Annotated in this window: 21 protein-coding genes; 10 read left to right on the top strand and 11 right to left on the bottom strand. The window is 60.1% G+C overall.

Annotation, left to right across the window (positions count from 1 at the left end):
• Positions 1 to 31: 31 nt before the first annotated feature.
• A complete protein-coding gene (locus tag BCF11_RS15180) occupies positions 32 to 1,075 on the bottom strand; it encodes a type IV pilus twitching motility protein PilT (RefSeq protein ID WP_098495465.1) in 1,044 nt (347 codons plus the stop codon).
• A 185-nt stretch (positions 1,076 to 1,260) separates the two neighbouring features.
• Here BCF11_RS15180 and BCF11_RS15185 point away from each other — a divergent pair, with 185 nt between their 5' ends.
• A complete protein-coding gene (locus BCF11_RS15185) occupies positions 1,261 to 2,004 on the top strand; it encodes a YggS family pyridoxal phosphate-dependent enzyme (protein WP_098495466.1) in 744 nt (247 codons plus the stop codon).
• A 2-nt stretch (positions 2,005 to 2,006) separates the two neighbouring features.
• On the top strand, positions 2,007 to 2,831 hold the full coding sequence (proC, locus tag BCF11_RS15190; RefSeq protein ID WP_098495467.1) for a pyrroline-5-carboxylate reductase: 825 nt from the start codon (positions 2,007 to 2,009) through the stop codon (positions 2,829 to 2,831).
• 117 nt (positions 2,832 to 2,948) lie between these two features.
• Here the strand turns inward: proC and BCF11_RS15195 are convergent, their stop codons facing one another.
• The 4 genes from BCF11_RS15195 to recG form a co-directional block, all read right to left on the bottom strand.
• Entirely contained in the window at positions 2,949 to 3,269 is a 321-nt protein-coding gene (locus BCF11_RS15195) for a YqjD family protein (protein WP_098495468.1), read from the bottom strand.
• Between the two features lie 70 nt (positions 3,270 to 3,339).
• Positions 3,340 to 4,194 carry a 4-hydroxybenzoate octaprenyltransferase gene (gene ubiA / locus BCF11_RS15200; protein WP_098495469.1) on the bottom strand — a complete coding sequence of 285 codons (855 nt, stop codon included), beginning with the start codon at positions 4,192 to 4,194 and terminating at the stop codon, positions 3,340 to 3,342.
• A 91-nt stretch (positions 4,195 to 4,285) separates the two neighbouring features.
• Positions 4,286 to 5,233 (bottom strand): LysR substrate-binding domain-containing protein, encoded by a 948-nt coding sequence (locus BCF11_RS15205; RefSeq protein ID WP_098495470.1) that lies wholly within the window; start codon positions 5,231 to 5,233, stop codon positions 4,286 to 4,288.
• 96 nt (positions 5,234 to 5,329) lie between these two features.
• Positions 5,330 to 7,459 (bottom strand): ATP-dependent DNA helicase RecG, encoded by a 2,130-nt coding sequence (gene recG, locus BCF11_RS15210; RefSeq protein WP_098495471.1) that lies wholly within the window; start codon positions 7,457 to 7,459, stop codon positions 5,330 to 5,332.
• 185 nt (positions 7,460 to 7,644) lie between these two features.
• On the opposite strand from recG, the gene queA reads away from it, so the two are divergent.
• From queA to secF, 5 genes are all read left to right on the top strand, one after another.
• Positions 7,645 to 8,664 (top strand): tRNA preQ1(34) S-adenosylmethionine ribosyltransferase-isomerase QueA, encoded by a 1,020-nt coding sequence (queA, locus tag BCF11_RS15215; protein WP_098495472.1) that lies wholly within the window; start codon positions 7,645 to 7,647, stop codon positions 8,662 to 8,664.
• 24 nt (positions 8,665 to 8,688) lie between these two features.
• Positions 8,689 to 9,816: a tRNA guanosine(34) transglycosylase Tgt gene (gene tgt, locus BCF11_RS15220; protein WP_061937295.1), complete on the top strand. Its 1,128-nt coding sequence runs from the start codon at positions 8,689 to 8,691 to the stop codon at positions 9,814 to 9,816.
• Between the two features lie 220 nt (positions 9,817 to 10,036).
• Positions 10,037 to 10,390 carry a preprotein translocase subunit YajC gene (gene yajC, locus BCF11_RS15225; protein ID WP_061937298.1) on the top strand — a complete coding sequence of 118 codons (354 nt, stop codon included), beginning with the start codon at positions 10,037 to 10,039 and terminating at the stop codon, positions 10,388 to 10,390.
• Between the two features lie 193 nt (positions 10,391 to 10,583).
• Positions 10,584 to 12,449, top strand: a complete 1,866-nt coding sequence (secD, locus tag BCF11_RS15230; protein WP_098495473.1) for a protein translocase subunit SecD — start codon at positions 10,584 to 10,586, stop codon at positions 12,447 to 12,449.
• 108 nt (positions 12,450 to 12,557) lie between these two features.
• Entirely contained in the window at positions 12,558 to 13,502 is a 945-nt protein-coding gene (gene secF, locus BCF11_RS15235) for a protein translocase subunit SecF (protein WP_098495474.1), read from the top strand.
• 299 nt (positions 13,503 to 13,801) lie between these two features.
• Here secF and purB read toward each other — a convergent pair whose 3' ends face one another.
• Positions 13,802 to 15,169 (bottom strand): adenylosuccinate lyase, encoded by a 1,368-nt coding sequence (purB, locus tag BCF11_RS15240; protein ID WP_098495475.1) that lies wholly within the window; start codon positions 15,167 to 15,169, stop codon positions 13,802 to 13,804.
• A 229-nt stretch (positions 15,170 to 15,398) separates the two neighbouring features.
• On the opposite strand from purB, the gene BCF11_RS15245 reads away from it, so the two are divergent.
• Positions 15,399 to 16,007, top strand: a complete 609-nt coding sequence (locus BCF11_RS15245) for a glutathione S-transferase N-terminal domain-containing protein (protein WP_098495476.1) — start codon at positions 15,399 to 15,401, stop codon at positions 16,005 to 16,007.
• Positions 16,008 to 16,272: 265 nt separating this feature from the next.
• A complete protein-coding gene (dapA, locus tag BCF11_RS15250; protein WP_098495477.1) occupies positions 16,273 to 17,124 on the top strand; it encodes a 4-hydroxy-tetrahydrodipicolinate synthase in 852 nt (283 codons plus the stop codon).
• A gap of 6 nt (positions 17,125 to 17,130) precedes the next feature.
• Here dapA and BCF11_RS15255 read toward each other — a convergent pair whose 3' ends face one another.
• Complete coding sequence (locus BCF11_RS15255) at positions 17,131 to 17,934, bottom strand: helix-turn-helix transcriptional regulator (protein ID WP_098495478.1); 804 nt, start codon at positions 17,932 to 17,934, stop codon at positions 17,131 to 17,133.
• A gap of 175 nt (positions 17,935 to 18,109) precedes the next feature.
• Between BCF11_RS15255 and BCF11_RS15260 the strand changes: the two genes are divergently transcribed.
• Entirely contained in the window at positions 18,110 to 19,345 is a 1,236-nt protein-coding gene (locus tag BCF11_RS15260; protein ID WP_098495479.1) for an MFS transporter, read from the top strand.
• Between the two features lie 66 nt (positions 19,346 to 19,411).
• Here the strand turns inward: BCF11_RS15260 and BCF11_RS15265 are convergent, their stop codons facing one another.
• From BCF11_RS15265 to BCF11_RS15280, 4 genes are all read right to left on the bottom strand, one after another.
• Positions 19,412 to 19,951 carry a peroxiredoxin gene (locus BCF11_RS15265; protein ID WP_098495480.1) on the bottom strand — a complete coding sequence of 180 codons (540 nt, stop codon included), beginning with the start codon at positions 19,949 to 19,951 and terminating at the stop codon, positions 19,412 to 19,414.
• A 115-nt stretch (positions 19,952 to 20,066) separates the two neighbouring features.
• The gene (locus tag BCF11_RS15270) at positions 20,067 to 20,312 is read right to left on the bottom strand and encodes a hypothetical protein (RefSeq protein ID WP_098495481.1); all 246 of its coding nucleotides are present in this window, start codon (positions 20,310 to 20,312) and stop codon (positions 20,067 to 20,069) included.
• 203 nt (positions 20,313 to 20,515) lie between these two features.
• Positions 20,516 to 21,448, bottom strand: a complete 933-nt coding sequence (locus tag BCF11_RS15275; protein WP_098495482.1) for a carbohydrate kinase family protein — start codon at positions 21,446 to 21,448, stop codon at positions 20,516 to 20,518.
• A 72-nt stretch (positions 21,449 to 21,520) separates the two neighbouring features.
• Positions 21,521 to 22,957 (bottom strand): DUF3426 domain-containing protein, encoded by a 1,437-nt coding sequence (locus BCF11_RS15280; RefSeq protein WP_098495483.1) that lies wholly within the window; start codon positions 22,955 to 22,957, stop codon positions 21,521 to 21,523.
• Between the last annotated feature and the right edge of the window lie 6 nt (positions 22,958 to 22,963).

Consider the following 22,963-nt stretch of genomic DNA (forward strand, 5'->3'; position numbering starts at 1 on the left):
GGTGGCCAGCGCCGCCAGCGGCAAGCTATTTTTAGCCAGGGAAATTATCCGGCGTCTTGGCCGCGGCACGCGCTGTCGCCAGCGAAATCACATTGCGCTTGACCAGATCGGTCAGGTTGCTATCCAGGGTCTGCATGCCCATGTTGCTGCCGGTCTGGATCGCCGAATACATCTGGGCGATCTTGCTTTCGCGGATCAGGTTGCGGATCGCCGGCGTGCCCAGCATGATTTCATGGGCGGCGACGCGGCCGGAGCCGTCCTTGGTTTTCAGCAGGCTTTGCGAAATCACCGCCTGCAGCGATTCCGACAGCATGGCGCGCACCATTTCTTTTTCTTCCGCCGGGAAGACGTCGACGATACGGTCGATGGTTTTGGCGGCGGACGAAGTGTGCAATGTGCCGAACACCAGGTGACCGGTTTCTGCTGCAGTCATGGCTAGGCGGATGGTCTCCAGGTCGCGCAACTCACCGACCAGGATCACGTCCGGGTCTTCCCGCAAGGCCGAGCGCAGCGCATTGCTGAACGAATGGGTATGCGGACCGACTTCGCGTTGGTTGATCAGGCATTTGTTGGACTGATGCACGAATTCGATCGGGTCTTCGATGGTCAGGATGTGTGCGTATTCGTTTTCATTGACGTGGTTCACCATCGCTGCCAGCGTGGTCGATTTGCCGGAACCGGTCGGGCCGGTGACCAGCACCAGGCCGCGCGGCTTGAGCGACAGTTCGGCAAAGATGCGCGGCGCATTGAGCTGCTCCAGCGTCAGCACGGTGGAAGGAATGGTCCGCAGCACGGCGGCGGCGCCGCGGTCCTGGTTGAAGGCATTGACGCGGAAGCGCGCCAGGCCCGGGATTTCGAATGAGAAATCGCACTCCAGGTGTTCTTCGTAAGCCTTGCGCTGGCCGTCGTTCATGATGTCATAGATCATCGAGTGCACGTCTTTGTGTTCGAGCGGCGGCAGGTTGATGCGGCGTACATCTCCATGAACCCGGATCATCGGCGGCAAGCCTGCGGATAGATGCAAATCGGATGCCTTATTCTTCACCGAAAATGCCAGAAGTTCGGAAATGTCCATTTATAATCCCTGTGCTGAATTTTGTTTGTTGAAAGGCATCTTTGGAGCCGCGTGCTACCTTGTAGCGCTTTCTTCTCGATCTCGCCAGCGGCAAAATCCTGAAAAAAGTTTCCAAACAAGCCAACTGCCGGTGTTTGGTGGTACAAGTTAGTAGTTCTTTACGGCAATTTCCAAAGTCTCCGATTATGTCCTTAATGTCCCAGAAGTTGCAAGCCGTCCATGCCAGTATTCAAGCTGCCGCCGCCGCGGTGTCGCGCCGGCCTGACAGTGTCGCCTTGCTGGCGGTGTCCAAGACCTTCGGCGCCGACATGGTGCTGGAGGCAATCGCCGCCGGCCAGCGCGCCTTTGGCGAAAACTATCTGCAGGAAGCCGTGGCCAAGATGGCGGCAGTCGATCTCACGCTGCAGGCTGAGCGCGGCTCTGCGGCCGAGACCTTGCTGGAATGGCACTTTATCGGTCCGATCCAAAGCAACAAGACGCGCCCGATCGCGGAAAATTTTTCCTGGGTCCATACCGTGGAGCGTGAAAAAATCGCCCAGCGCCTGTCGGAGCAGCGGCCGCCGCACCTGCCGCCGCTGAATATCTGCCTGCAAGTGAATATCAGCGGCGAAGCCAGCAAGAGCGGCATGGCGCCGGACCAGGTGCTGGACGCGGCACGCACCATCATCGGATTGCCGCGGCTGGCGTTGCGCGGCCTGATGGCGATTCCCGAGCCGACCCAGGATCTGCAGAAACAGCATGCGGCGTTCCGCCAGACGCGCGAATTGCTGCAGCAATTACAAGCCGGGTTGCCGGCGCATGCCGCGCAACTGGATACTCTATCGATGGGCATGTCGGCCGATATGGCGGTGGCGATCGAAGAAGGCGCCACCATCGTGCGCGTCGGCAGTGCAATTTTTGGACAACGTGAGCGGACCATTCAATCATGAACATGAAAAAACAGTTGAACATCAGTTTCATCGGCGGCGGCAATATGGCGGCCGCACTGATCGGCGGCTTGGCAGGCAAGGTCACCGACGGCGGCAATATCCATGTCATCGATCCCAACCTGGAGGCATTGCAGAGTTTGACGCAGCGCTTCGGCGTCACGCCGGCCAGCGAGATCGACGCCATGGTCAGCGTCAGCGACGTCATCGTGCTGGCGGTCAAGCCGCAGCAGATGAAGCAGGTGATCGGCCAGCTGCGGCCCTACCTCACTACGCAAATGGTGCTGTCGATCGCCGCCGGCATCCGCGCCGCCGACATGTCGCGCTGGCTGGGCGGCCATGACGTCATCGTGCGCTGCATGCCGAATACGCCGGCGCTGATCGGCAAGGGCATCACTGGCATGGTCGCCGGCGCCGGCGTGTCGCCGCAGCAGCGCGAAACCGCCGACCTGATCATGCAGGCAGTCGGCAGCACGGTGTGGCTGGACGATGAGGCGAAGATCGATGCGGTGACGGCGGTGTCCGGCAGCGGCCCGGCCTATGTGTTCTATTTCATCGAAGCGATGCAGCAGGCGGCCCAGGAACTGGGACTGACCGCGGAGCAGGGCATCGAACTGGCCAAGGCCACCTTTACCGGCGCGGCGCAGCTGGCGGCGCAATCGACGGAGCCGGTTGCCCTGCTGCGCGAGCGGGTGACTTCGAAAGGCGGCACCACCTACGCTGCTTTGACCAGCATGGAGCATGCCGGTGTCAAGCAAGCCATCGTCAACGCCATCAAGGCGGCGGCGGCGCGCGGGCAGGAGCTGGGTGACGAGTTCGGGCGCGACTGACGTAGGGGCATTTGTCCCACGCGTGGGCGAAAAACCTGCTCACTCCACAAAAAAACAGCGCCCATCGTATTGCGATGGGCGCTGTTTTTTTTAGGGTACTGCTGAAAGCAGGGGATCTTATCTGTTGCGGCCGATCGCCAGGCCGGCCAGCAAGCCAATAACGGCTGCCACGCTGACGGCCTTCCATGGATTGTCGCCAACGTATTCGTCGGTCACGTGGGCTGCGTGCCTAGTCTTTTCCACCGCTTTCTTGGTCGCTTTCGGCAATTCCGATTTGGCGGTTTCCAGCGCCGCTTTCAGCTTGGCGCGAGCCTGGTTGTACTTGGTTTCAGCGTGCTCATGGGTATCGTCGAGCAGGTTTTCTGCATCCTTGATGACCGATTTGAGTTCGCCTGCCAGATTGTCGCGCATTTCTGTAACGTTATCGGTAGTAGCCATGTTTGCCTCTTCAATGTGGATTGCGGGGAAAGATGTTGTCTAATATATCACATAAAATAACGCAGGGTTCTTAGCGCAGGGCGTAGTCCAGCGCAATGCCTGCAAATACCGCCGCCCCCAGCCAGTTGTTGTGGCGAAAAGCGGCAAAGCAGCCGTCCCGGTCGCGGTTGCGGATCAGGCGGTAGTGATAGAGCGCACAAGCGGCCGCCAGCAGCACGCCGGCGCAGAACCAGCCGCGCAGGCCGTATTGCCAGCCTACAGCAAATACTAAACCCAAACTGGCCGCATAACAAAGCATGATCGCCAGCACGTCGTAACGGCCGAAAGTGATCGCCGAGGTGCGGATGCCGATCTTGAGGTCGTCGTCGCGGTCGACCATGGCGTATTCGGTATCGTAGGCCACCGCCCAGAATACATTGGCGACCAGCAGCAGCCAGGCCGCCATTGGCACCGTGCCCTGGACGGCGGCAAAGCCCATCGGGATGCCGAAGCCGAAGGCGATGCCAAGGTAGGCTTGCGGAATCGCGAAGAAGCGCTTGAAGTAGGGATAGCTGCCGGCGACGATCACCGCGATCACCGACAATTCCTTGGTCAGCGTGTTGAGCGGCAGGATCAGCAGCAGCGACAGCAAGGTCAGCAGCAGCGCGACCATGACGGCTTCCCAGGCGGCGATCTTGCCGCTGGTGAGCGGCCGTTCGGCGGTGCGTTTGACATGCTTGTCGAAGTCGCGGTCGACGTAATCGTTGATGGCGCAGCCGGCCGAACGCATCAGCGCGGTGCCGGCGCAGAAGATCGCCACCAGCGTCCAGGCCGGCTTGCCGCCGGCCGCCAGCCACAGGGCGGCCAGGGTCGGCCACAGCAGCAGCAGGATGCCGATCGGTTTGTTCAGGCGGACCAGCTGGAAGTAGAGTTTGAGGCGATTCATTGCGCTAGATTCATGACGATATATTGCGATCTGGATGATCAAAAAAAGAGACCTGTAAAAGGTCTCGCTGAAGACGGCGGCCGGGGCCGCTTCAGCCTTCGATGGCTAGCGCGTCATGCAGCAGGCTCACGCCTTTCAGGCCGCAGGCCAGCACGGCCTTTTGCACGGCCTCGATGGCGGCGTGGCGGGTAAAGCTCTTGCGCCAGACGATCACCACCCGGCGTGAAGGCCCGGGGTCAGTGAACGGAACATAACGCAGCATGCCGTCCTTGGCGTCCAGGTCGGGCACGGACGCTTGCGGCAGCACGGTGATGCCGATGCCGGAAGCCACCATGTGGCGTATGGTTTCCAGCGAAGAGCCTTCAAAGGTGCGGGCGATGCCGTCGCCGGCGGTCGAGAAGCGCGACATTTCCGGGCACACTTCCAGTACCTGGTCGCGGAAGCAATGGCCGTTGCCCAGCAACAGCATGGTTTCCGATTTCAGGTCCTGGGCGCTGATGCTGGCGCGCTCGGCCCAGGCATGGTGCTTGGGCAGCGCTACCACGAACGGTTCGTCGTACAGCGGCTGCACCATCAGGCCATGCTCGGGAAACGGCAGGGCGATGATGGCGGCGTCCAGTTCGCCCTGGCGCAGCAGCTCCAGCAGGCGGACGGTGAAATTTTCCTGCAGCACCAGCGGCATCTGCGGCACTTGCTCGATCATGGTTTTCACCAGCGGCGGCAGCAGGTAGGGACCGACGGTGTAGATGATGCCGAGGCGCAGCGGTCCGGCCAGCGGATCCTTGTTCTGGTTGGCGATTTCGCGGATGGTGGCGGTTTGCTCCAGCACCCGTTCCGCCTGCGCCACGATCTGCACGCCCAGCGGCGTCACCGAAATCTCGGTGCCGCCTCTTTCGAAGATCACCACGCCCAGCTCGTCTTCCAACTTCTTGATGGCGACGGAGAGAGTCGGCTGCGCCACGAAGCAAGCTTCCGCGGCATGGCCAAAGTGCTTTACGCGCGCTACCGCGACGATATATTTGAGTTCGGTCAGAGTCATGTTGTTATCTTCGCATATTTTTTAAGAGAGCATGTATCTCCGTGTTTCAATGCCGTTCCTGCGCTCCGGTAATCCTTGCTGCAAACGCAGCCTCCGCTACACCTTGAGAAAGTCTTCCCGCCCGCCCAGCCAGCGCGCCAGATGGGCGCTGACGGTGGCGTTGTTGGCCGGCGTCGGTTCCTGCAGCAGCGTATGCGCCAGCTCGCGCGCGCGGTCGACCAGCCACTGGTCGGTCATCAGGTCGGCGAAGCGCAGCATGGCCTGGCCCGACTGCCGTGCGCCCAGGAATTCGCCGGGACCGCGGATTTCCAGGTCGCGCCGGGCGATTTCAAAGCCGTCGGTGGTCTCGCGCATGGTCATCAAGCGCTGCTTGGCAATATGGCCAAGCGGGCTTTGGTATAACAACAAGCATACGCTGGCTGCAGAACCGCGTCCAACCCGGCCGCGCAGCTGGTGCAGCTGCGACAGGCCGAAGCGTTCCGCATGCTCGATCACCATCAGCGAGGCGTTCGGCACATCGACCCCGACTTCAATCACCGTGGTGGCCACCAGCACATGGCATTCGCCGGCGCTGAAGGCATCCATCACTTCCTGCTTCTCGGCCTGCTTGAGGCGGCCATGCACCAGGCCGACGCGCAGGTCGGGCAGCGCTTCCGCCAGCATGGCATAGGTCTCGGTGGCAGTCTGCAGCTGCAAGGCTTCCGATTCTTCGATCAACGGGCAGACCCAGTATGCCTGGCGGCCGTCCTGCACGGCGGCGTGGACGCGCGCGATCACTTCATCGCGCCGGATCTGGTCGACCGCGCGCGTGACGATGGGCGTGCGGCCGGGCGGTAGTTCGTCGATCACTGAAATTTCCAGGTCGGCATAGTAGGTCATCGCCAGCGTGCGCGGGATCGGCGTGGCGCTCATCATCAGCTGATGCGGCACCACCGCCGCGGCTTGCACCGTTGCCGGTGGGGCATCCTCGCCGCCGTTCTCGGAAGTGGTCTTGTTGCGCAACGCCAGCCGCTGGCCGACGCCGAAGCGGTGCTGTTCATCGACGATCACCAGCCCCAGCTTGGCGAACTGTACGCTGTCCTGTATCAGGGCGTGGGTGCCGATCACCAGCTGCGCCGCACCGGATTCGATCATGGCTTGCGCCGCCAGTTTTTCCTTCTTTTTCAGGCTGCCGGTAAGCCAGGCGACCTGCACCCCGAGCGGTTCCATCCAGGCAGCGATCTTGCGGAAATGCTGGTCGGCCAGGATTTCGGTGGGCGCCATCAGCACCGCCTGGTAGCCGCTGTCGATGGCCTGCGCCGCCGCCAGCGCCGCCACCACGGTCTTGCCGCTGCCGACATCGCCTTGCAGCAGGCGCTGCATCGGGAACGAGGCGCGCAAGTCCTGGCTGATCTCGGCCACCACCCGCTGCTGTGCCTTGGTCAAGGTAAACGGCAAGGTTGCGAGGAAGGCCGCCGACAATTGTCCGACCAGCGGCAAGGCCCGCGCATTCTTGGCGCGGCGCGCAACCTGGGCGCGTTTCAAAGAGAGCTGCTGGGCCAGCAGCTCGTCGAATTTCATTCTGACCCAGGCTGGATGCGAACGGTCTTCCAGCGCGTGTTCATCCACTTCGGGCGGCGGATTGTGCAGCAGGCGCACGGCGTCTTCGAACGGGCTGAGCTGCTGCGCCGCCAGCTGCGCCGGCGACAAGGTGTCGCGCCACTCGATGTTCTGCATGGCGTCGGCGATCGCCTTACGCAGGAACACCTGCGACAGGCCTTCGCCGGCCGGATACACCGGCGTCAGGACGTCGGGCAGCGGCGCGCCTTCCAGCACCACTTTATAATTCGGATGGACTACCTCGGCGCCGAAAAAGCCGTGGCGGATTTCGCCGCGCGCACGGACCCGCGTGCCGACCGCCAGCTGCTTGGTCTGGCTGCCGTAGAAATTCAGGAAGCGCATCACCAGCTGGCCGCTGTCGTCGGCGATCGTGACGATCAGCTGGCGGCGCGGCCGGTACTGGATCTCGCAAGAGCTGACTACCCCTTCTACCTGGGCGATGCTGGCGCCCATCATGCCGGCCTGCCGGATGCTGACAATCTCGGTTTCGTCTTCGTAGCGCAGCGGCAGGTGCAAAACCAGGTCCATGTCGGTGCGCAAACCGAGCTTCTCCAGCTTGCTGGCGCGGGTGTTCGCGGCTGGGACGGAGGCGGGTTTGGCAGCAGGTTTTCGCTTTGGAGCTGGCATATCGGGCTGTTTATCGAACTGTTAACGGGGGGCTGAGGCTGGCAGGGCGTAAAATAGCGGGTTTGCTCACTGGCTTGCTTATCAAGCCGCTGTATCCTTGTCATGGACGGATTTCAGCGTTTGCCATTGTAAAGCCTATAGCTGTAATGGCAACCCGAGCGTCATTTTTCATTATTTATCCGAGCATGCACTCTCTTTCCGACTACGATTTCGACCTGCCGCCTGAACTGATCGCGCAAACGCCGCTGTCCGAGCGCAGCGCCTCGCGCCTGCTGCACCTGGATGGCGAACAATTGATAGATCGTCAATTTACCGACATTGTCGAACAGCTGAATGCCGGCGATTTGCTGGTGTTTAACGATACCCGCGTGCTCAAGGCGCGCTTCTTCGGCATCAAGGAAACCGGCGGCAAGGTCGAGGTGCTGGTTGAGCGCGTGGTGGACGACCGCACCGTGCACGCCCAGGTACGCGCCTCGAAATCGCCGCCGGCCGGCGCCAGGATTCGCCTGGCCGATGCTTTCGACGTCACGGTGGGCGAGCGGGTCGGCGAATTCTATACGCTGCAATTTCCCGCCGATGTGTTCGAATTGATCGAGGCCCATGGCCGCTTGCCGCTGCCGCCGTATATCGAGCACGATGCCGATGCTTTCGATGAGACCCGTTATCAAACCGTCTACGCCAAACATGCGGGCGCCGTGGCTGCGCCGACCGCGGGTTTGCATTTTGACCAGGCATTGTTGGAACAATTGCGCCAGAAGGGCATAGTCTTCGCCTATGTCACGCTGCACGTAGGCGCCGGCACCTTCCAGCCGGTGCGCAGCGAAAACCTGGCGGAACACAAGATGCACAGCGAGTGGTACACCATCAGCCAGGCCACGGTGGACGCGGTGCGCGGCACCAAGGCGGCCGGCGGCAAAGTGGTCGCAGTCGGCACCACCAGCCTGCGGGCGCTGGAATCGGCGTCGCAATCCGGCGCCCTGCAGGCCGGCAGCGCCGATACCGCGTTGTTCATAACCCCGGGTTACCGCTTCAAGACTGTGGACCGCCTGATCACGAATTTCCATTTGCCGAAATCGACTTTGCTGATGCTGGTCTCGGCTTTTGCCGGCTATGACCGCATACGTGCCGCCTATGTCCATGCCATCGCCCAGCACTATCGCTTCTTTAGCTACGGCGACGCAATGCTGCTTACTTATACCGTTTAATTTTGATTGTTGAAAATACCATCCATGCTTGAATTTACCCTGATAAAAACCGAAGGCAAAGCCCGCCGCGGACGTCTGAAACTGAACCACGGCACGGTCGAAACGCCGATTTTCATGCCGGTCGGCACTTACGGCTCGGTGAAGGCGATGTCGCCGCTGGAGCTGGTCGAGATCGAGGCGCAGATCATCCTCGGCAACACTTTTCATTTATGGCTGCGGCCAGGCACCGACGTCATCGACAAGTTCAGCGGCCTGCACAAATTCATGGCCTGGGACAAGCCGATCCTGACCGATTCCGGCGGTTTCCAGGTGTTTTCGCTGGGCGCGATGCGCAAGATTACCGAAGAGGGCGTGAAGTTTTCCTCGCCGATCAACGGCGACAAGCTGTTCCTCTCGCCCGAGGTGTCGATGCAGATCCAGAAATCGCTGAATTCCGACATCGTGATGCAGTTCGACGAATGCACGCCCTACGAAATCGACGGCCGTCCCGCCACTAGCGAGGAAGCGGCGCAATCGATGCGCATGTCGCTGCGCTGGGCCAAGCGTTCCAAGAACGAATTCGACCAGCTGGAAAATCCGAACGCGCTGTTCGGCATCGTCCAGGGCGGCATGTTTGAAAACCTGCGCGACGAATCGCTGGCCGGCCTCGAAGATGTCGGTTTCCATGGCATCGCCATCGGCGGCCTGTCGGTCGGTGAGCCGAAGGAAGAAATGATGCGCGTGCTGGAACATATCGGCCCGCGCCTGCCGGCCGACAAGCCGCACTATCTGATGGGCGTCGGCACGCCGGAAGACCTGGTGGCCGGCGTCGAAAACGGGGTCGACATGTTCGATTGCGTGATGCCGACGCGGAATGCCCGCAATGGTTGGCTGTTTACCCGTTTCGGCGACCTGAAGATCAAGAATGCCCGCTACAAGGACGATGAAAAGCCGCTGGACGAGACCTGCGGCTGCTATGCCTGCCGCAACTTCTCGCGTGCGTACTTGCATCATTTGCATCGCACCGGCGAAATCCTTGGCGCGCGCCTGAATACGATACACAATCTGCATTACTACCTGGATTTGATGAAAAATATCCGGGCAGCGCTGGATGTGGGGCAGTTCAGCGTATTTGTGACCCAGTTCCATCTGGACCGGGCGCGCGGCGTATAAGGCGTATAAGATTTGCTTGATGGGAAGTATGTATTTTGCAACTATTTTCCGGTAAACGGCTCTAAGCCCACTGGTCCAATCTACTGGCGCTACTATAGTGGCGGCGGGTTGGGCCGATTTTCCCGGCAATATATAGCGCCGGGGAGCGGCTGGACGGTTGCATGCCGTTACCCAATGCTAGAATGCTGGGCTATTTTCAAACTATTACCTGGAGCAACTCGTGTCAATTATTTCTAGCGCTTACGCGCAAACTGCACCTGCGGCTACTGCTGCCACCGGCCCGCTGGGTCTGAGCGGCAACCTGACCAGCTTTTTGCCAATCATCCTGATGTTCGTGGTGCTGTACTTCCTGATGATCCGTCCGCAAATGAAGCGTCAGAAAGAACAGAAAGCAATGATGGAAGCGCTCGGCAAGGGCGATGAAGTGGTGACGGCCGGCGGCATGCTGGGCAAGATCACCAAGGTTGCCGACGGCTACATCACCCTGGAAATCGCCAGCGGTACTGAAGTCGTGGTGCAAAAGGGTTCGGTCACTACATTGCTGCCAAAGGGCACGATCAAGACGGCACTGTAAGCAGGCGCCAGACTGATGGAACGAGAGCATCCAGGCGGGTGCTCTCTTCAAATGTATAGTCCGGAATAAAAAAAGAGCCTGGCGGCGCAATGCCCAAGCGCAGTACTACAAGACATTGCACGCAGGGCATCGGCTGCATTAACCATGCAAGCAAGAGACTCCCTCTGAGACTCACACAGAACGCTGAATCAATATGAATCGCTATCCTCTCTGGAAATATATTCTGATCGTCATCGCGCTGCTGTTTGGCGTGCTGTACACCATACCGAATCTTTTTGGCGAATCGCCGGCGGTACAGGTAAGCAGCGGTAAATCGACCCTCAAGGTCGACAGTTCGCTCGCCGACCGGGTGTCGCAAGTGCTGAAGCAGGGCAATTTGCCGACGGACAGCGTCACGTTTGAGAACGCCGGCGCCCAAGGCACGGTGCGCGCCCGTTTCCACGATACCGACACCCAGTTCAAGGCCAAGGCTTTGCTGGAGCAAAACCTGAATACAGATCCGACCGATCCGGTCTACGTGGTCGCCTTCAACCTGGTGCCGAACACGCCGCACTGGCTGCAAGCCATCCATGCGTTCCCGATGTACCTGGGCCTGGATTTGCGCGGCGGCGTGCACTTCCTGATGCAGGTCGACACCAAGGCGGTCATCAACAAGCGCCTGCAAGGCTTGCAAGCCAGCGCCCGCAGCGAATTGCGCGACAAGGATATCCGCTACAGCGGCATCAACCGCAATGGCGACACCATCGAAATCAGTTTCCGCGACCAGGATACGCTCGACAAGGCGCGCAATATCCTGACACCGCAGTTGACCGAAATGTCGATCCAGGTAGCGCCGCCGGTTGCCGGCAGCGATCCGATGCTGACCGCCTCGCTGAAACCGGAAGCGCTCAAGCAGATCGTCGACAACGGCGTTACGCAAAACATCACTACGCTGTCGAAGCGGGTCAATGAGCTGGGCGTGAGCGAACCGATCATCCAGCGCCAGGGCGCGGACCGCATCGTGGTGCAGATGCCTGGGGTGCAAGACGTTTCGCGCGCCAAGGACATCATCGGCCGCACCGCGACGCTGGAAGTGCGCATGGTGGACGAGTCGGTCACGCGCGGCACTGAAGCCACGGCTGCCGTTCCGTTCGGCTCCGAGCTGTTCAAGGTCGGCAAGAATGCGCCGGTAGTGCTGTACAAGGACCCGGTCCTGACCGGCGACTATATTTCCAGCGCTTCCCTCAGCTTTGACCAGAACCAGCAGCCTTCAGTCAGCATCGACCTCAACGGCGACGGCGGCCGCAAGATGCGCGATGCTACCCGCGGCAAGGTCGGCAAGGCGATGGCCATCGTGCTGTTTGAAAAAGGCAAGGGCGAAGTCCTGACCGTGGCGACGATCCAGAGCGAACTCGGTTCGCGCTTCCAGATCACTGGCATGGGCTCGGCGGAAGCGGCCTCCGACCTGGCGCTGCTGCTGCGCGCCGGTTCGCTGGCGGCGCCGATGACCATCATCGAAGAACGCACCATCGGACCGCAATTGGGCGCCGAGAATATCAAGAAGGGTTTTGACTCGACCATGTACGGTTTTGCGGTGATTGCCGTGTTCATGATCATCTACTACATGCTGTTCGGTTTCTTCAGCGTGCTGGCCCTGTCGGTCAACCTGCTGCTGCTGATCGCCGTGCTGTCGACCTTGCAGGCCACCCTGACCTTGCCAGGTATCGCCGCGATTGCGCTGACCCTGGGTATTGCGATCGACTCCAACGTGCTGGTGAACGAACGTATCCGCGAAGAACTGCGCAACGGCAATTCGCCGCAGGCTGCGATCTCTATCGGTTTCGACCGCGCTTGGGCCACCATCCTGGACTCCAACGTCACCACCCTGATCGCCGGTCTGGCATTGCTGATTTTCGGTTCCGGCGCGATCCGAGGCTTTGCTGTGGTGCACTGCCTGGGTATCCTGACTTCGATTTTCTCGGCGGTGTTCGTCTCGCGCGGTTTCGCCAATCTGTGGTACGGCCGCAAGAAGAAACTGACCAGCTTGTCGATCGGCCAGATCTGGAAACCGACCGCTTAAGCTGCAGCCTCGAATTGGGACCGCGATAGATATTCAATAACGTTGCCGCTGCGCTTCATCAGCGCGGCGGCACAGCAAGAACCAGTGGTGTGAACCAAAAGGAATGTGATGGAACTTTTCCGTATCAAAAAAGATATTCCGTTCATGCGCCATGCATTGATATTCAATGCAATCTCGGCGCTGACGTTTGTATTCGCCGTATTTTTCCTGTTCTCGAAAGGCTTGCATCTGTCGATCGAATTCACCGGCGGTACGGTGATCGAGGTCGCTTATTCCAAGCCGGCCAATATCGAGAGCATCCGCAAGACGGTCGAAGGTCTCGGTTATACCGATAATCAGGTCACCAACTTCGGCACCGCGCAAGACGTCATGATCCGCTTGCCGGCCAAGAAGGGTGAAGACTCGGCTGCGCAAAGCGCCACGGTGCTGACTGCCTTGCAAAAGCAGGACGCCGACGTGACCCTGAAGCGCACTGAGTTTGTCGGCCCGCAGGTGGGCGACGAGCTGGCGCATGACGGCTTGATGGCGCTGCTGTTCGTGGTGATCGGGATCATGATCTACCTGGCCATCCGCTTCGAATGGAAATATGCGGTAGCGGCGATTATCGCCAACTTGCACGATGTGGTGATCATTCTCGGTTTCTTCGCCTTCTTCCAGTGGGAATTCTCGCTGACGGTACTGGCGGCGATCCTGGCGGTGCTGGGCTACTCCGTGAATGAATCGGTGGTGGTGTTCGACCGCGTGCGTGAAACCTTCCGCGACCGCCGCTTCGGCAAGCTGGCGGTGGCCGATGTCATGAACCATGCAATCACCAGCACCATTTCACGTACCATCATCACCCATGGCAGCACTGAAATCATGGTGTTGTCGATGTTCGTGTTCGGCGGTCCGGCGCTGCACTATTTCGCACTGGCCCTGACCATCGGTATTCTGTTCGGCATCTACTCTTCAGTATTCGTGGCGGCTGCGGTGGCAATGTGGCTGGGCGTCAAGCGTGAAGACATGATCAAGCCGATCAAGGAAAAGGATGACGTCGACGGCGCGGTGGTCTAAGCGCCTGCAGCAATAAGAAAACCAGCCTGCGGGCTTAATGCCGTTCAGTTAAGACTGAACGGCATTTTTATTTGCGGAACTCGTAGGGTGGGCACTCCGTGCCCACGCGGACGGGCCGGGGCGCATAGCCGGGGCACGAATGTCAGGGACACGAATATCCATGATACTGCGTGGGCACGGAGTGCCCACCCTACGCCATGTCGTTCTGCCCTAACTGAACAGCATTAAGCCTGCGGGCTGGTTTTTTACAGGAAAAAAAATGGCTGCCGGCCTGGCAGCCATTTTTTTGTTGCGGTTACTTAGATCTTCTTCGCCAGCAGCGCCGCATGTCCGATGTAGTTGGACGGCGTCATCGCCAGCAGATGATCCTTGGCTTCCTGCGGGATTTCCAGCTTGAGGATGAACTCGCGCAGCGCATCCTTGGAAATGCCCTTGCCGCGGGTCAGTTCTTTCAGCTGCTCGTAGGGATTCTCGATGCCGTAGCGGCGCATCACGGTCTGCACCGGCTCGGCCAGCACTTCCCAGGTTGCATCCAGGTCTTCACCCAGGCGCGCCGGATTCACTTCCAGCTTGTTCAGGCCGCGCAGGCAGCTGTCGTAAGCCAGGATGGCATAACCGAGGCCGACGCCGATATTGCGCAGCACGGTGGAATCGGTCAGGTCGCGCTGCCAGCGCGACAGCGGCAGCTTTTCCGACATATGCTTGAGCACGGCGTTGGCCATGCCCAGGTTGCCTTCGGAGTTTTCAAAGTCGATCGGATTGACCTTGTGCGGCATGGTTGAAGAACCGATTTCGCCAGCCTTGGTGCGCTGCTTGAAATAACCCAGCGAGATATAACCCCAGATGTCGCGGTTCAAGTCGAGCAGGATGGTGTTGCTGCGGCTGATGGCGTCGAACAGCTCGGCCATGTAGTCATGCGGCTCGATCTGGATGGTGTAGGGATTGAATGTCAGGCCCAGGCGCTGTTCGATCACGTCCTTGGAGAAATTCTCCCAGTCAAAGTCAGGATAGGCGGACAGGTGGGCATTGTAGTTGCCGACCGCGCCATTCATCTTGCCCAGGATTTCCACCCCGGCGATACGCTTGACCGCGCGTTGCAGGCGCGCCACGACATTGGCGATTTCCTTGCCGAGCGTGGTCGGGCTGGCCGGCTGGCCGTGGGTGCGCGACATCATCGGCAGTTCGGCATTGGTATGCGCCAACTCAGTCAGCTTGGCGATCAGCTGCTGCAAGGCTGGCAACAATACGGTGTCGCGCGCCGCTTTCAGCATCATGCCGTGCGAGGTGTTGTTGATGTCTTCCGAGGTACAGGCGAAGTGGATGAATTCCGACGCCGCCACCAGTTCCGGCACGTCCTTGACCTGTTCCTTGAGCCAGTACTCTACGGCCTTGACGTCGTGGTTGGTGACGGCTTCGATGGCCTTGATGCGCTCCGCATCGGCTTCGCTGAAATCGCTTGCCAATTTGTCGAGCAGGGCGCCGGCGCTGGCCGAGAAAGGCTTGATTTCGGCAAAGCCGGCATTGGATAATGCTTGCAGCCAGGCAATTTCAACCTTGACCCGGTGGTGCATGAAGCCGGCCTCGGACAGGATCGGGCGCAACTTGTCGGTTTTGGCAGCGTAGCGGCCATCCAGCGGGGACAGGGCGGAAAGCGTGGTAAGAGACATGATAGTGACGGCTATAGAGGTGGATGACGGGTGGATCAAGATAAGGCTGGCGCGGCGATAGTTTCCATAATGCAAAATGAAACAACGCCAGGCAAAAACAAGCGAAACCGAATTTTACCATTTGCACCGTGGTAAATATGCCGCTTTGCGCACGGGCCTGGTTGGCAATGGACAAAGTCGCCAATGTCGAATGCTATAATCAGCCAACATTTTTTACCATAAGTGACATATGAAGCTAATCGGTTCCCTGGGTAGTCCTTTTGTTCGCAAAGTCCGCGTCGTGATGGCGGAGAAGAAGCTTGATTACGACTTTGTGCTGGAGGATGTGTGGGCGCCTGATACCAAGATCCAGGCTTCCAACCCGCTGGGCAAGGTGCCTTGCCTGGTAATGGAAGATGGCGGCGCCATGTTTGATTCGCACGTGATCGTCGAGTATCTCGATACCTTGACGCCGGTCGGCAAGCTGATCCCGATCAACAGCCGTGAGCGTTCCGAAGTCAAATGCTGGGAAGCGCTCGCCGACGGCGTGCTGGAAGCCGGCGTGCTGATTCGCCTGGAAGGCACGCAACGGCCGGAGGAGTTGCGCAGCCAGGCTTGGGTCGACCGCCAGCAGCGCAAGATCGACGCCGGCCTGAAAGCGATGTCTGCCGGCCTGGCGGAAAAGCCGTTTTGCTCGGGTACGCATTATTCGCTGGCTGACGTGGCGGTGGGCTGCGCGCTGGGCTGGATCAGTTTCCGCTTCCCGGAAATCAATTGGCGCGAAGATTATCCGACGTTGGCCAGGCTGTTCGAGAAACTGTCCGAACGGCAGTCGTTCAAGGATACGGTTCCGCAATAAGCCGCTTGGCGCTGAGCTGGCATAACATTACAATCATTAACAATGACAACGCAGAGTTTTCCTTCCACATGCCAGGCTGCCGCTATCAGCGCAGCGGCATTGTGCCGCGTTGTCAAAGCAAAAAAACAGCAGCTCATCTGACCGGAGCGCGCTGTTCCGTCAGATGGGCGACGGAACAGCAGGCTCTCGGTAAATTATCCCGCAGGCAAACTCCCTCGCACCTCTGAACGGACCCTAAACGGTCAATTTCTTGAGGAGTTTTGTCATGTCGATTTTTACTGGTATCTGGGTGCCGCTGGTGACGCCGTTTTGCCACGGGCAGGTGGATCACGCCGCCTTGCGCAAGCTGGTGCATCGTTACGCCGAGGCCGGCGTGAGCGGCCTGGTGGCGCTCGGCACCACCGGCGAAGCCGCGGCGCTGGACCAGCTTGAACAGCGTGCCGTAGTCGCCACCGTCGTCGAAGCCGCCGCCGGCTTGCCCGTGGTTGTCGGCCTGGCCGGCAATCATAGCGGCCAGCTGCGTGAAAACCTGCTGCATCTCAGCGCGGCCGCCATCGCCGGCTTCCTGATCCCGGCGCCTTACTATGTGCGGCCCTCGCAGCAAGGTCTGCTCGATCATTTCAGCAGCCTTGCCGACGCCAGCCCCGTGCCGCTGGTGCTATACGACATCCCTTACCGCACCGGCGTGCAGATCGAACTGCAGACCCTGCTGACGCTGGCGGCGCATCCGCAAATCCAGGCGGTGAAAGACTGTTCCGGCTCGCCTGCCACTACCCAGGCCCTGATTGCCGATGGCCGCCTGCAAGTGCTGGCGGGCGAAGACGGCAACGTTTTCAATACCTTGTGCATGGGCGGCAGCGGCGCGATCGCGGCCTCGGCGCATGTGCAGCCGCAGCGTTTTGTCGCTTTATATCGCGCCGTCAGCGAGCAGCGCCTGCATGACGCGCGCGCCATCTTCCATGAACTGGCGCCATTGATCCGCCTGATGTTTGCCGAAGCCAGCCCGGCTCCGGTGAAGGCCCTGCTGGCGCAGCAGGGTTGGATCAGCGACGAGCTGCGGGCGCCGATGACCAGGGCGAGCCCGGCCTTGCGCGCGCAGCTGCAGCAGTTCGCGTAGCGTTGATTAAGCGGAAGGCCCTGCTTTTTTCGGCGCAAAGAAAGTCGACGGCGACTGTCCGAAGGTTTTCTTGAACATGGCGGAAAACGCCGACTGGCTGGCGTAGCCGAGTTCGGCCGCGACCAGCGACAGCGGCATGCCGCGCGCGATCATCGGCGCGGCATGCGCCAGCCGCACCTGCTGCCGCCATTGGCCGAAGGTCATGCCGAGGTCCTTCTCGAACAGGCGCGCCAGCGTCCTTTCCGAAGCCCCGGCCTGATCCGCCCAGGCGGCCAGCGTCAGGCCGGAGTCGGGCGCCTCGATCAAGGCCTGGCAGATGGCCTGCAAGCGTTTCTCGGTGGGCAAGGCGACCCGTATCCCCGGTGTCTTGGCCGCCACCAGCTCGTCCAGGATCAATTGTGTCAGCAGCGATTCGCGCACGCTGTCGACGTCGGCCTCGGTCAGGGCGGCGATCAGTTCGCGCAGTAGGGTCGAGACTTCCAGCACTATGCATTCCTGGCCGGCGAACGGGTTGGCGTCGGCGTGGATGTACAAGGCGCGCAATTGCGATTTTTCTATGGTGGCGATTTCATGCTCCAGCTGCGGCGGAATCCAGATCGCCCGCAGCGGCGGCACAATCCAGGTGCTGTTGCCGACCGTGACCCGCAGCACGCCTTCCGGTGCGTAGGTGACCTGACCCCAGGGATGGGAATGCGAAGGCAGCAACTTTGCGGCGCCCAGGTCGCGGGCGCGCAGGCGCACCGGATGGCGGGCGTCGGGCACTACATCGAGCAAGCCTATGGTGGTGTGGGTCAGAATGTTCGCAGGCATGGAGATAGATGAAGTTGGCGGAAATGCGACAAATTATGTCTTCCTATCTTAAAACAGTCTTCCGTTTTTTGCTTACACTTCAGTCTTGCGAATGATAAGCAGTAGTCCGGCTGCAGCCTGGCCGTTTTGTTGTTCTTTTTGTTTGCGCTTCTTCCCAACTATTCAGTTCATCGCCATGCAAACCGCTGCCAAGCAGATTTCCCCCGCGCTAGGGTCGCAGGATGCCGAGAAAACCGGTTTCCGCGTACTCGGCGCCATCAGTTTCGCCCACTTCCTCAACGACATGATCCAGTCGCTGATCCTGTCGATCTATCCGCTGCTGAAAGGGAACTTCAATCTCAGCTTTGCACAGATCGGCCTGATCACCCTGACTTATCAGATTACGGCATCGATCCTGCAGCCGCTGGTGGGGCTGTACACCGACAAGCATCCGAAACCTTATTCGCTGGCGCTCGGCATGGGCTTTACGCTGGTCGGGCTGCTGCTGCTATCGGTCGCGCCCAGCTACGGCATCCTGTTGCTGGCGGCAGCGCTGGTGGGCACAGGTTCTTCCATCTTCCATCCGGAATCGTCCAGGGTAGCGCGCATGGCCTCAGGCGGCCGCCATGGCCTGGCGCAGTCGATTTTCCAGGTCGGCGGCAATGCCGGCAGCTCGATGGGGCCGTTGCTGGCGGCGTGGGTAGTGATTCCGCACGGCCAGAGCAGCATCGCCTGGTTTTCCGGCGCGGCATTGCTGGCGATCCTGGTGCTGTGGCAGATCGGCAACTGGTACAAGCGCAAGCGCCTGGAAGCCAAGGGCAAGCCGGCCAAGGCGCAGCATCACTACGTGGCGCTGCCGCGCAAGAAGGTCATGTTTTCCATCGGCATCCTGCTGCTGCTGATCTTCTCCAAGTATTTCTACATGGCCAGCCTCAGCAGCTACTTCACGTTTTACCTGATCGATAAATTTCAGCTGTCGGTGCAGGCGGCGCAGTTGCATCTGTTCGTATTCCTGTTTGCGGTGGCGGCCGGCACCGTGCTGGGCGGCCCGATCGGCGACAAGATCGGCCGCAAGCTGGTGATCTGGGTTTCGATCCTGGGTGTGGCGCCGTTCACCCTGATGCTGCCCTATGCAAACCTGTTCTGGACCGGCATCCTGACCGTGATCATCGGCGTGATCCTGGCGTCGGCCTTCTCGGCGATCCTGGTGTTCGCCCAGGAACTGGTGCCGGGCAAGGTAGGTACGGTGTCCGGCCTGTTCTTCGGCTTTGCCTTCGGCATGGGCGGCATAGGCGCCGCGGCGCTGGGCAAGCTGGCCGACATGACCAGCATCGGCTTCGTTTACCAGGTATGTTCTTTCCTGCCGCTGATCGGCTTGCTGGCGATGTTCCTGCCTAATCTTGAGGGTCACCGGCGCAAGGTGGCCGGCTGACGGCGGATCAGGTCGAGCCATGAAAAAAGCGCGCTGTTGCCAGCGCGCTTTTTTATTTCAAAGTCATTATTTCTTCTGTTTTGCAGTCCACTGTTCCAGCGCCTGCAAGGTATTGGCGACATGCTTGTCCGGATCCATGCTGCTGTATTCGTAGACGATGCTGCCGTTCGGCGCGATCACATAAGAAACCCGGTCGGCATAGCTGGTTTTGGAAAGCAGCACCGAATCGTAGGACTTCATGATTTTTTGATCGGTGTCCGCGGCCACCGCGAATTTGCTGCGGCATTCGCTCACTGAAAACTTGTTGAGGGTGTCGATATTGTCGGCGGAAACGCCGATCACGGTGGCGCCCAGCGCCTTGTATTTGTCGACGGCCTCGGCAAACATATGGGCTTCGATGGTGCAGCCTTTAGTGAATGCCGCAGGATAAAAATACAGCACTACCGGCCCTTTTTTCAATTCGTCAGCCAGCGAGTAGCTGAACACCTTGCCGCCGAGCGAGGCCTGGGTGGTGAATGCGGGCGCCTGGTCACCGGCCTTGAGGGCGGCAAAGGCCGGTGCTGCGACAGAACTACAGATCAATAAAGTGGCAATCAGTCGTTTCATGGTGACTCCTGGTTAAAGATAAGCACCATCATGCGGCGAGTTGCGAGAGTTGTCCAATTACATGTTCAACCCGGAATGTCGAGCTGGTAATACAGCTTGCAGACTGTTGCCGTTATTAGCGCCAGCCTCTGCCGCCCCAGCCCCTGCCTCCCCAACCACGGCCGCCCCAGCCGCGGCCGCCATAGTAGCCAAAGCCGATGTCGACGCTAGGCGCCACATACACCGGCGCTGGTGCGTAATAGCCACCGCCGTAATAATCGCCGCCGTAGTAGCCGTTGCCGCCGTAAGGCACGGCAACGCAGCCGCCGAGCAGCAGGCTGGCTCCCAGCGCTGTTGCGCCGACCAATAGTAATTTTTTCATGATGCCCTCCGTCCATGCAACCAATGCAGGTTCGATTTAAGGGTAGCAGATAAGTTCAGGGTGGGAAGCGCGCCTTGTATCACGCCAGAATGGCTGATCAGGGGAGTATGTGGCGACTAAAGGTAAAGCAGGGGCTGGATCTGTTGATTTTTCACATACCCCGCCTAGTATGTCGGCGGGGCATGGTAAATCATGTGCTACTTTTACAAACGGTAACCAAATACCCGGTGGAATTGCTCATCGATTTCTGCACGGCTGGGCGCATGGTTTTGCGGTCCCTGATGGGCAATCTTGATGCTGCCCAGCAAGCTCGACAGGCGGCCGGTAGTGGCCCAGTCCATGCCGTTGCTGAGACCGTACAGCATGCCGGCACGGAAGGCGTCGCCGCAGCCGGTCGGATCCAGGACCCGTTCGGCCTGGACGCAAGGGATGTCGATCTTGTTGCCGCCAGTGTAAATTTCGGCTCCGAGTTCGCCGCGCGTGACGACCAGCGCTGAAACGCGCTCGGCGATTTGCGTCAGCGTCAGGCCGGTGCGCGCAGCCAGCATCTCCGCTTCATAGTCATTCATCGCGATATAGGTGGCAAGTTCGATGAAATGCTTCAGCTCTTCGCCGTTGAACATCGGCATGCCCTGGCCTGGATCGAAGATCAGCGGAATGCCTTGCGCCACGCAGTCTTCCGAGTGCTGCAGCATGCCGTCGCGGCCGTCCGGAGCGACGATCGCCAGCTTCACCGGACCTGCGTCAGCCACCTTGTTTTCGTGCGAATAAGTCATCGCGCCCGGATGGAAGGCGGTGATCTGGTTATTGCCGGCGTCGGTGGTGATGAAGCATTGGGCGGTATAGATCGACTCGATGGTGCGTATCGATTTGCGTGTAATGCCTTGCTGATCCAGCCGCTGCAGATAGTCGCCGCCATCGTGGCCGATGGTCGCCATGATTTGCGGCGAGCCTCCCAGCAGCTTCAGGTTATAGGCGATATTGCCGGCGCAGCCGCCGTATTCGCGGCGCATGGTCGGCACCAGAAAGGAGACGCTGATCTTGTGCAACTGGTCTGCCAGCAGCGCATCCGAGAATTTGCCCGGATATTGCATGATGACGTCGAAAGCCAGTGAACCGCAGATGAGAGAGGTCATATCAAGTAAGTAGGTAGTTAGTGTCCTGACTTAGGACACTCGCTGGTTGGCGCTTTAGCCTGCGCAGAAAAATCAAGGATAAAACAGATATACACGATAACCGGAAGCCTTGAGCTGCAACAGCTCGAATGTCACCTTGACCGGCTGTTCCTGGTCGCTGGCAAAGCCCTGCGCCAGATTGGCCGATGGATTCAGATAATCATGCGGCGTAAACACCCGGCGAGCGATAGGCTTTTCGTTGGCATCGTTGAGGGTCAGCTCGATGTGGGGCCAGGCTTGCACGGTGTCGCTGTGGTTGCGCAGCAGCAGGTTCAGAGAAAACAGGTTGCGCGCCGGATCGAGGGCCTGCAACTCGTTGGCTTCAAACGAAATGCTGTCGATCTTCATGGGCAGGCCGACGCTGCAGCCGATTTTTGCGCAGGTGCTGGTCAGCGCCGGCTTCAGCTGCGGCATGCGGGCGGCGAGCTGGTCACGGAAAAAATAGGTGGACTGGCCGACCAGGCCGACCAGCAGCAGGGCGCCGATGCCCCACATGGCACCGCGCAAGGCGCCGCCGATGCGTTGCTGGCGTCGTGCGCTGAGCACAAAGTCAGGTTCATCGGCCAAGGGTTCTTCTGCTTCAACTGTCTTCTCGCGGTTCTTTTTCTTGCCACTGCTTTCCACGCCGTCGGCAGCGCCGGATGTCGATGCGGCGGCGTTCTTTTCGCCACGCCATGGCTTGCGCTGCAGCTCATCGATGATGCGGTCGAGTTCGTCGTCGTCGTGGTTGCCCGCTGTCCCGCCATTTTTTTCCTTGGCTGCCAGCGTATAGTCGTCCTGTCCGGCGACATGCATCAAGGTCATACGCGCCATCTGTTCTTCCGGCTCGTCGTCGGCATGACGATGCCAGACGTTAGGCGCCGGCGTGTCGGCGCTTTCCTCGCCGCTTTCGCTGGCGGACGGTTTGATCAGGCCGAACGGCGTGTGATGGACATCGGCAGGGGCGGACTGGCTGGTTTCCTCGGCGATGCGCAGGTCTTCTTCGAGGCCGTCGATGGCGGCTTCGACCCGGGTGCTGCTCGGGCTAGCGGTTTTCGCTTCTGGGACGCTGGCCGGCGCAGCGATGCTTGCGGTCGGCAGCGGGTGATCGGCCGCTACGGCAATCGCCGCGCTGGTTTCCTGCGGGGGTTCCGGTTCCGGCTCTGGCTCAGGAGCGAAAGGCTCCATGTAAACCGGTGCAGCCGGTTCGCTGGCAACTTGCGGGGTTTGTACTGCTGCGTGACTGACGGGGGGCTGGGTGGCAATTGCCGCGGTAGCGGCTGGCGCAATTGCGGCCTGTTCCTGCTCCGGAGAAGATGCCGCGCCCGGTGCAGCCACGGGGGCAGCCAGTTCAGGCCGCACCAGGTGTTCGATGCCGTTGAATACTTCGCGGCAGCTGCCGCAGCGGACCAGGCCGCCGCGCAGCTTCAGCTGGTCATTGGCGACCCGGAAGGTGGTTTGACAATGTGGACATTGGGTCGCGAGCGCCATGGCGTG

Source organism: Collimonas sp. PA-H2, from assembly GCF_002564105.1.
In the GTDB taxonomy this organism is placed as follows: domain Bacteria; phylum Pseudomonadota; class Gammaproteobacteria; order Burkholderiales; family Burkholderiaceae_D; genus Collimonas.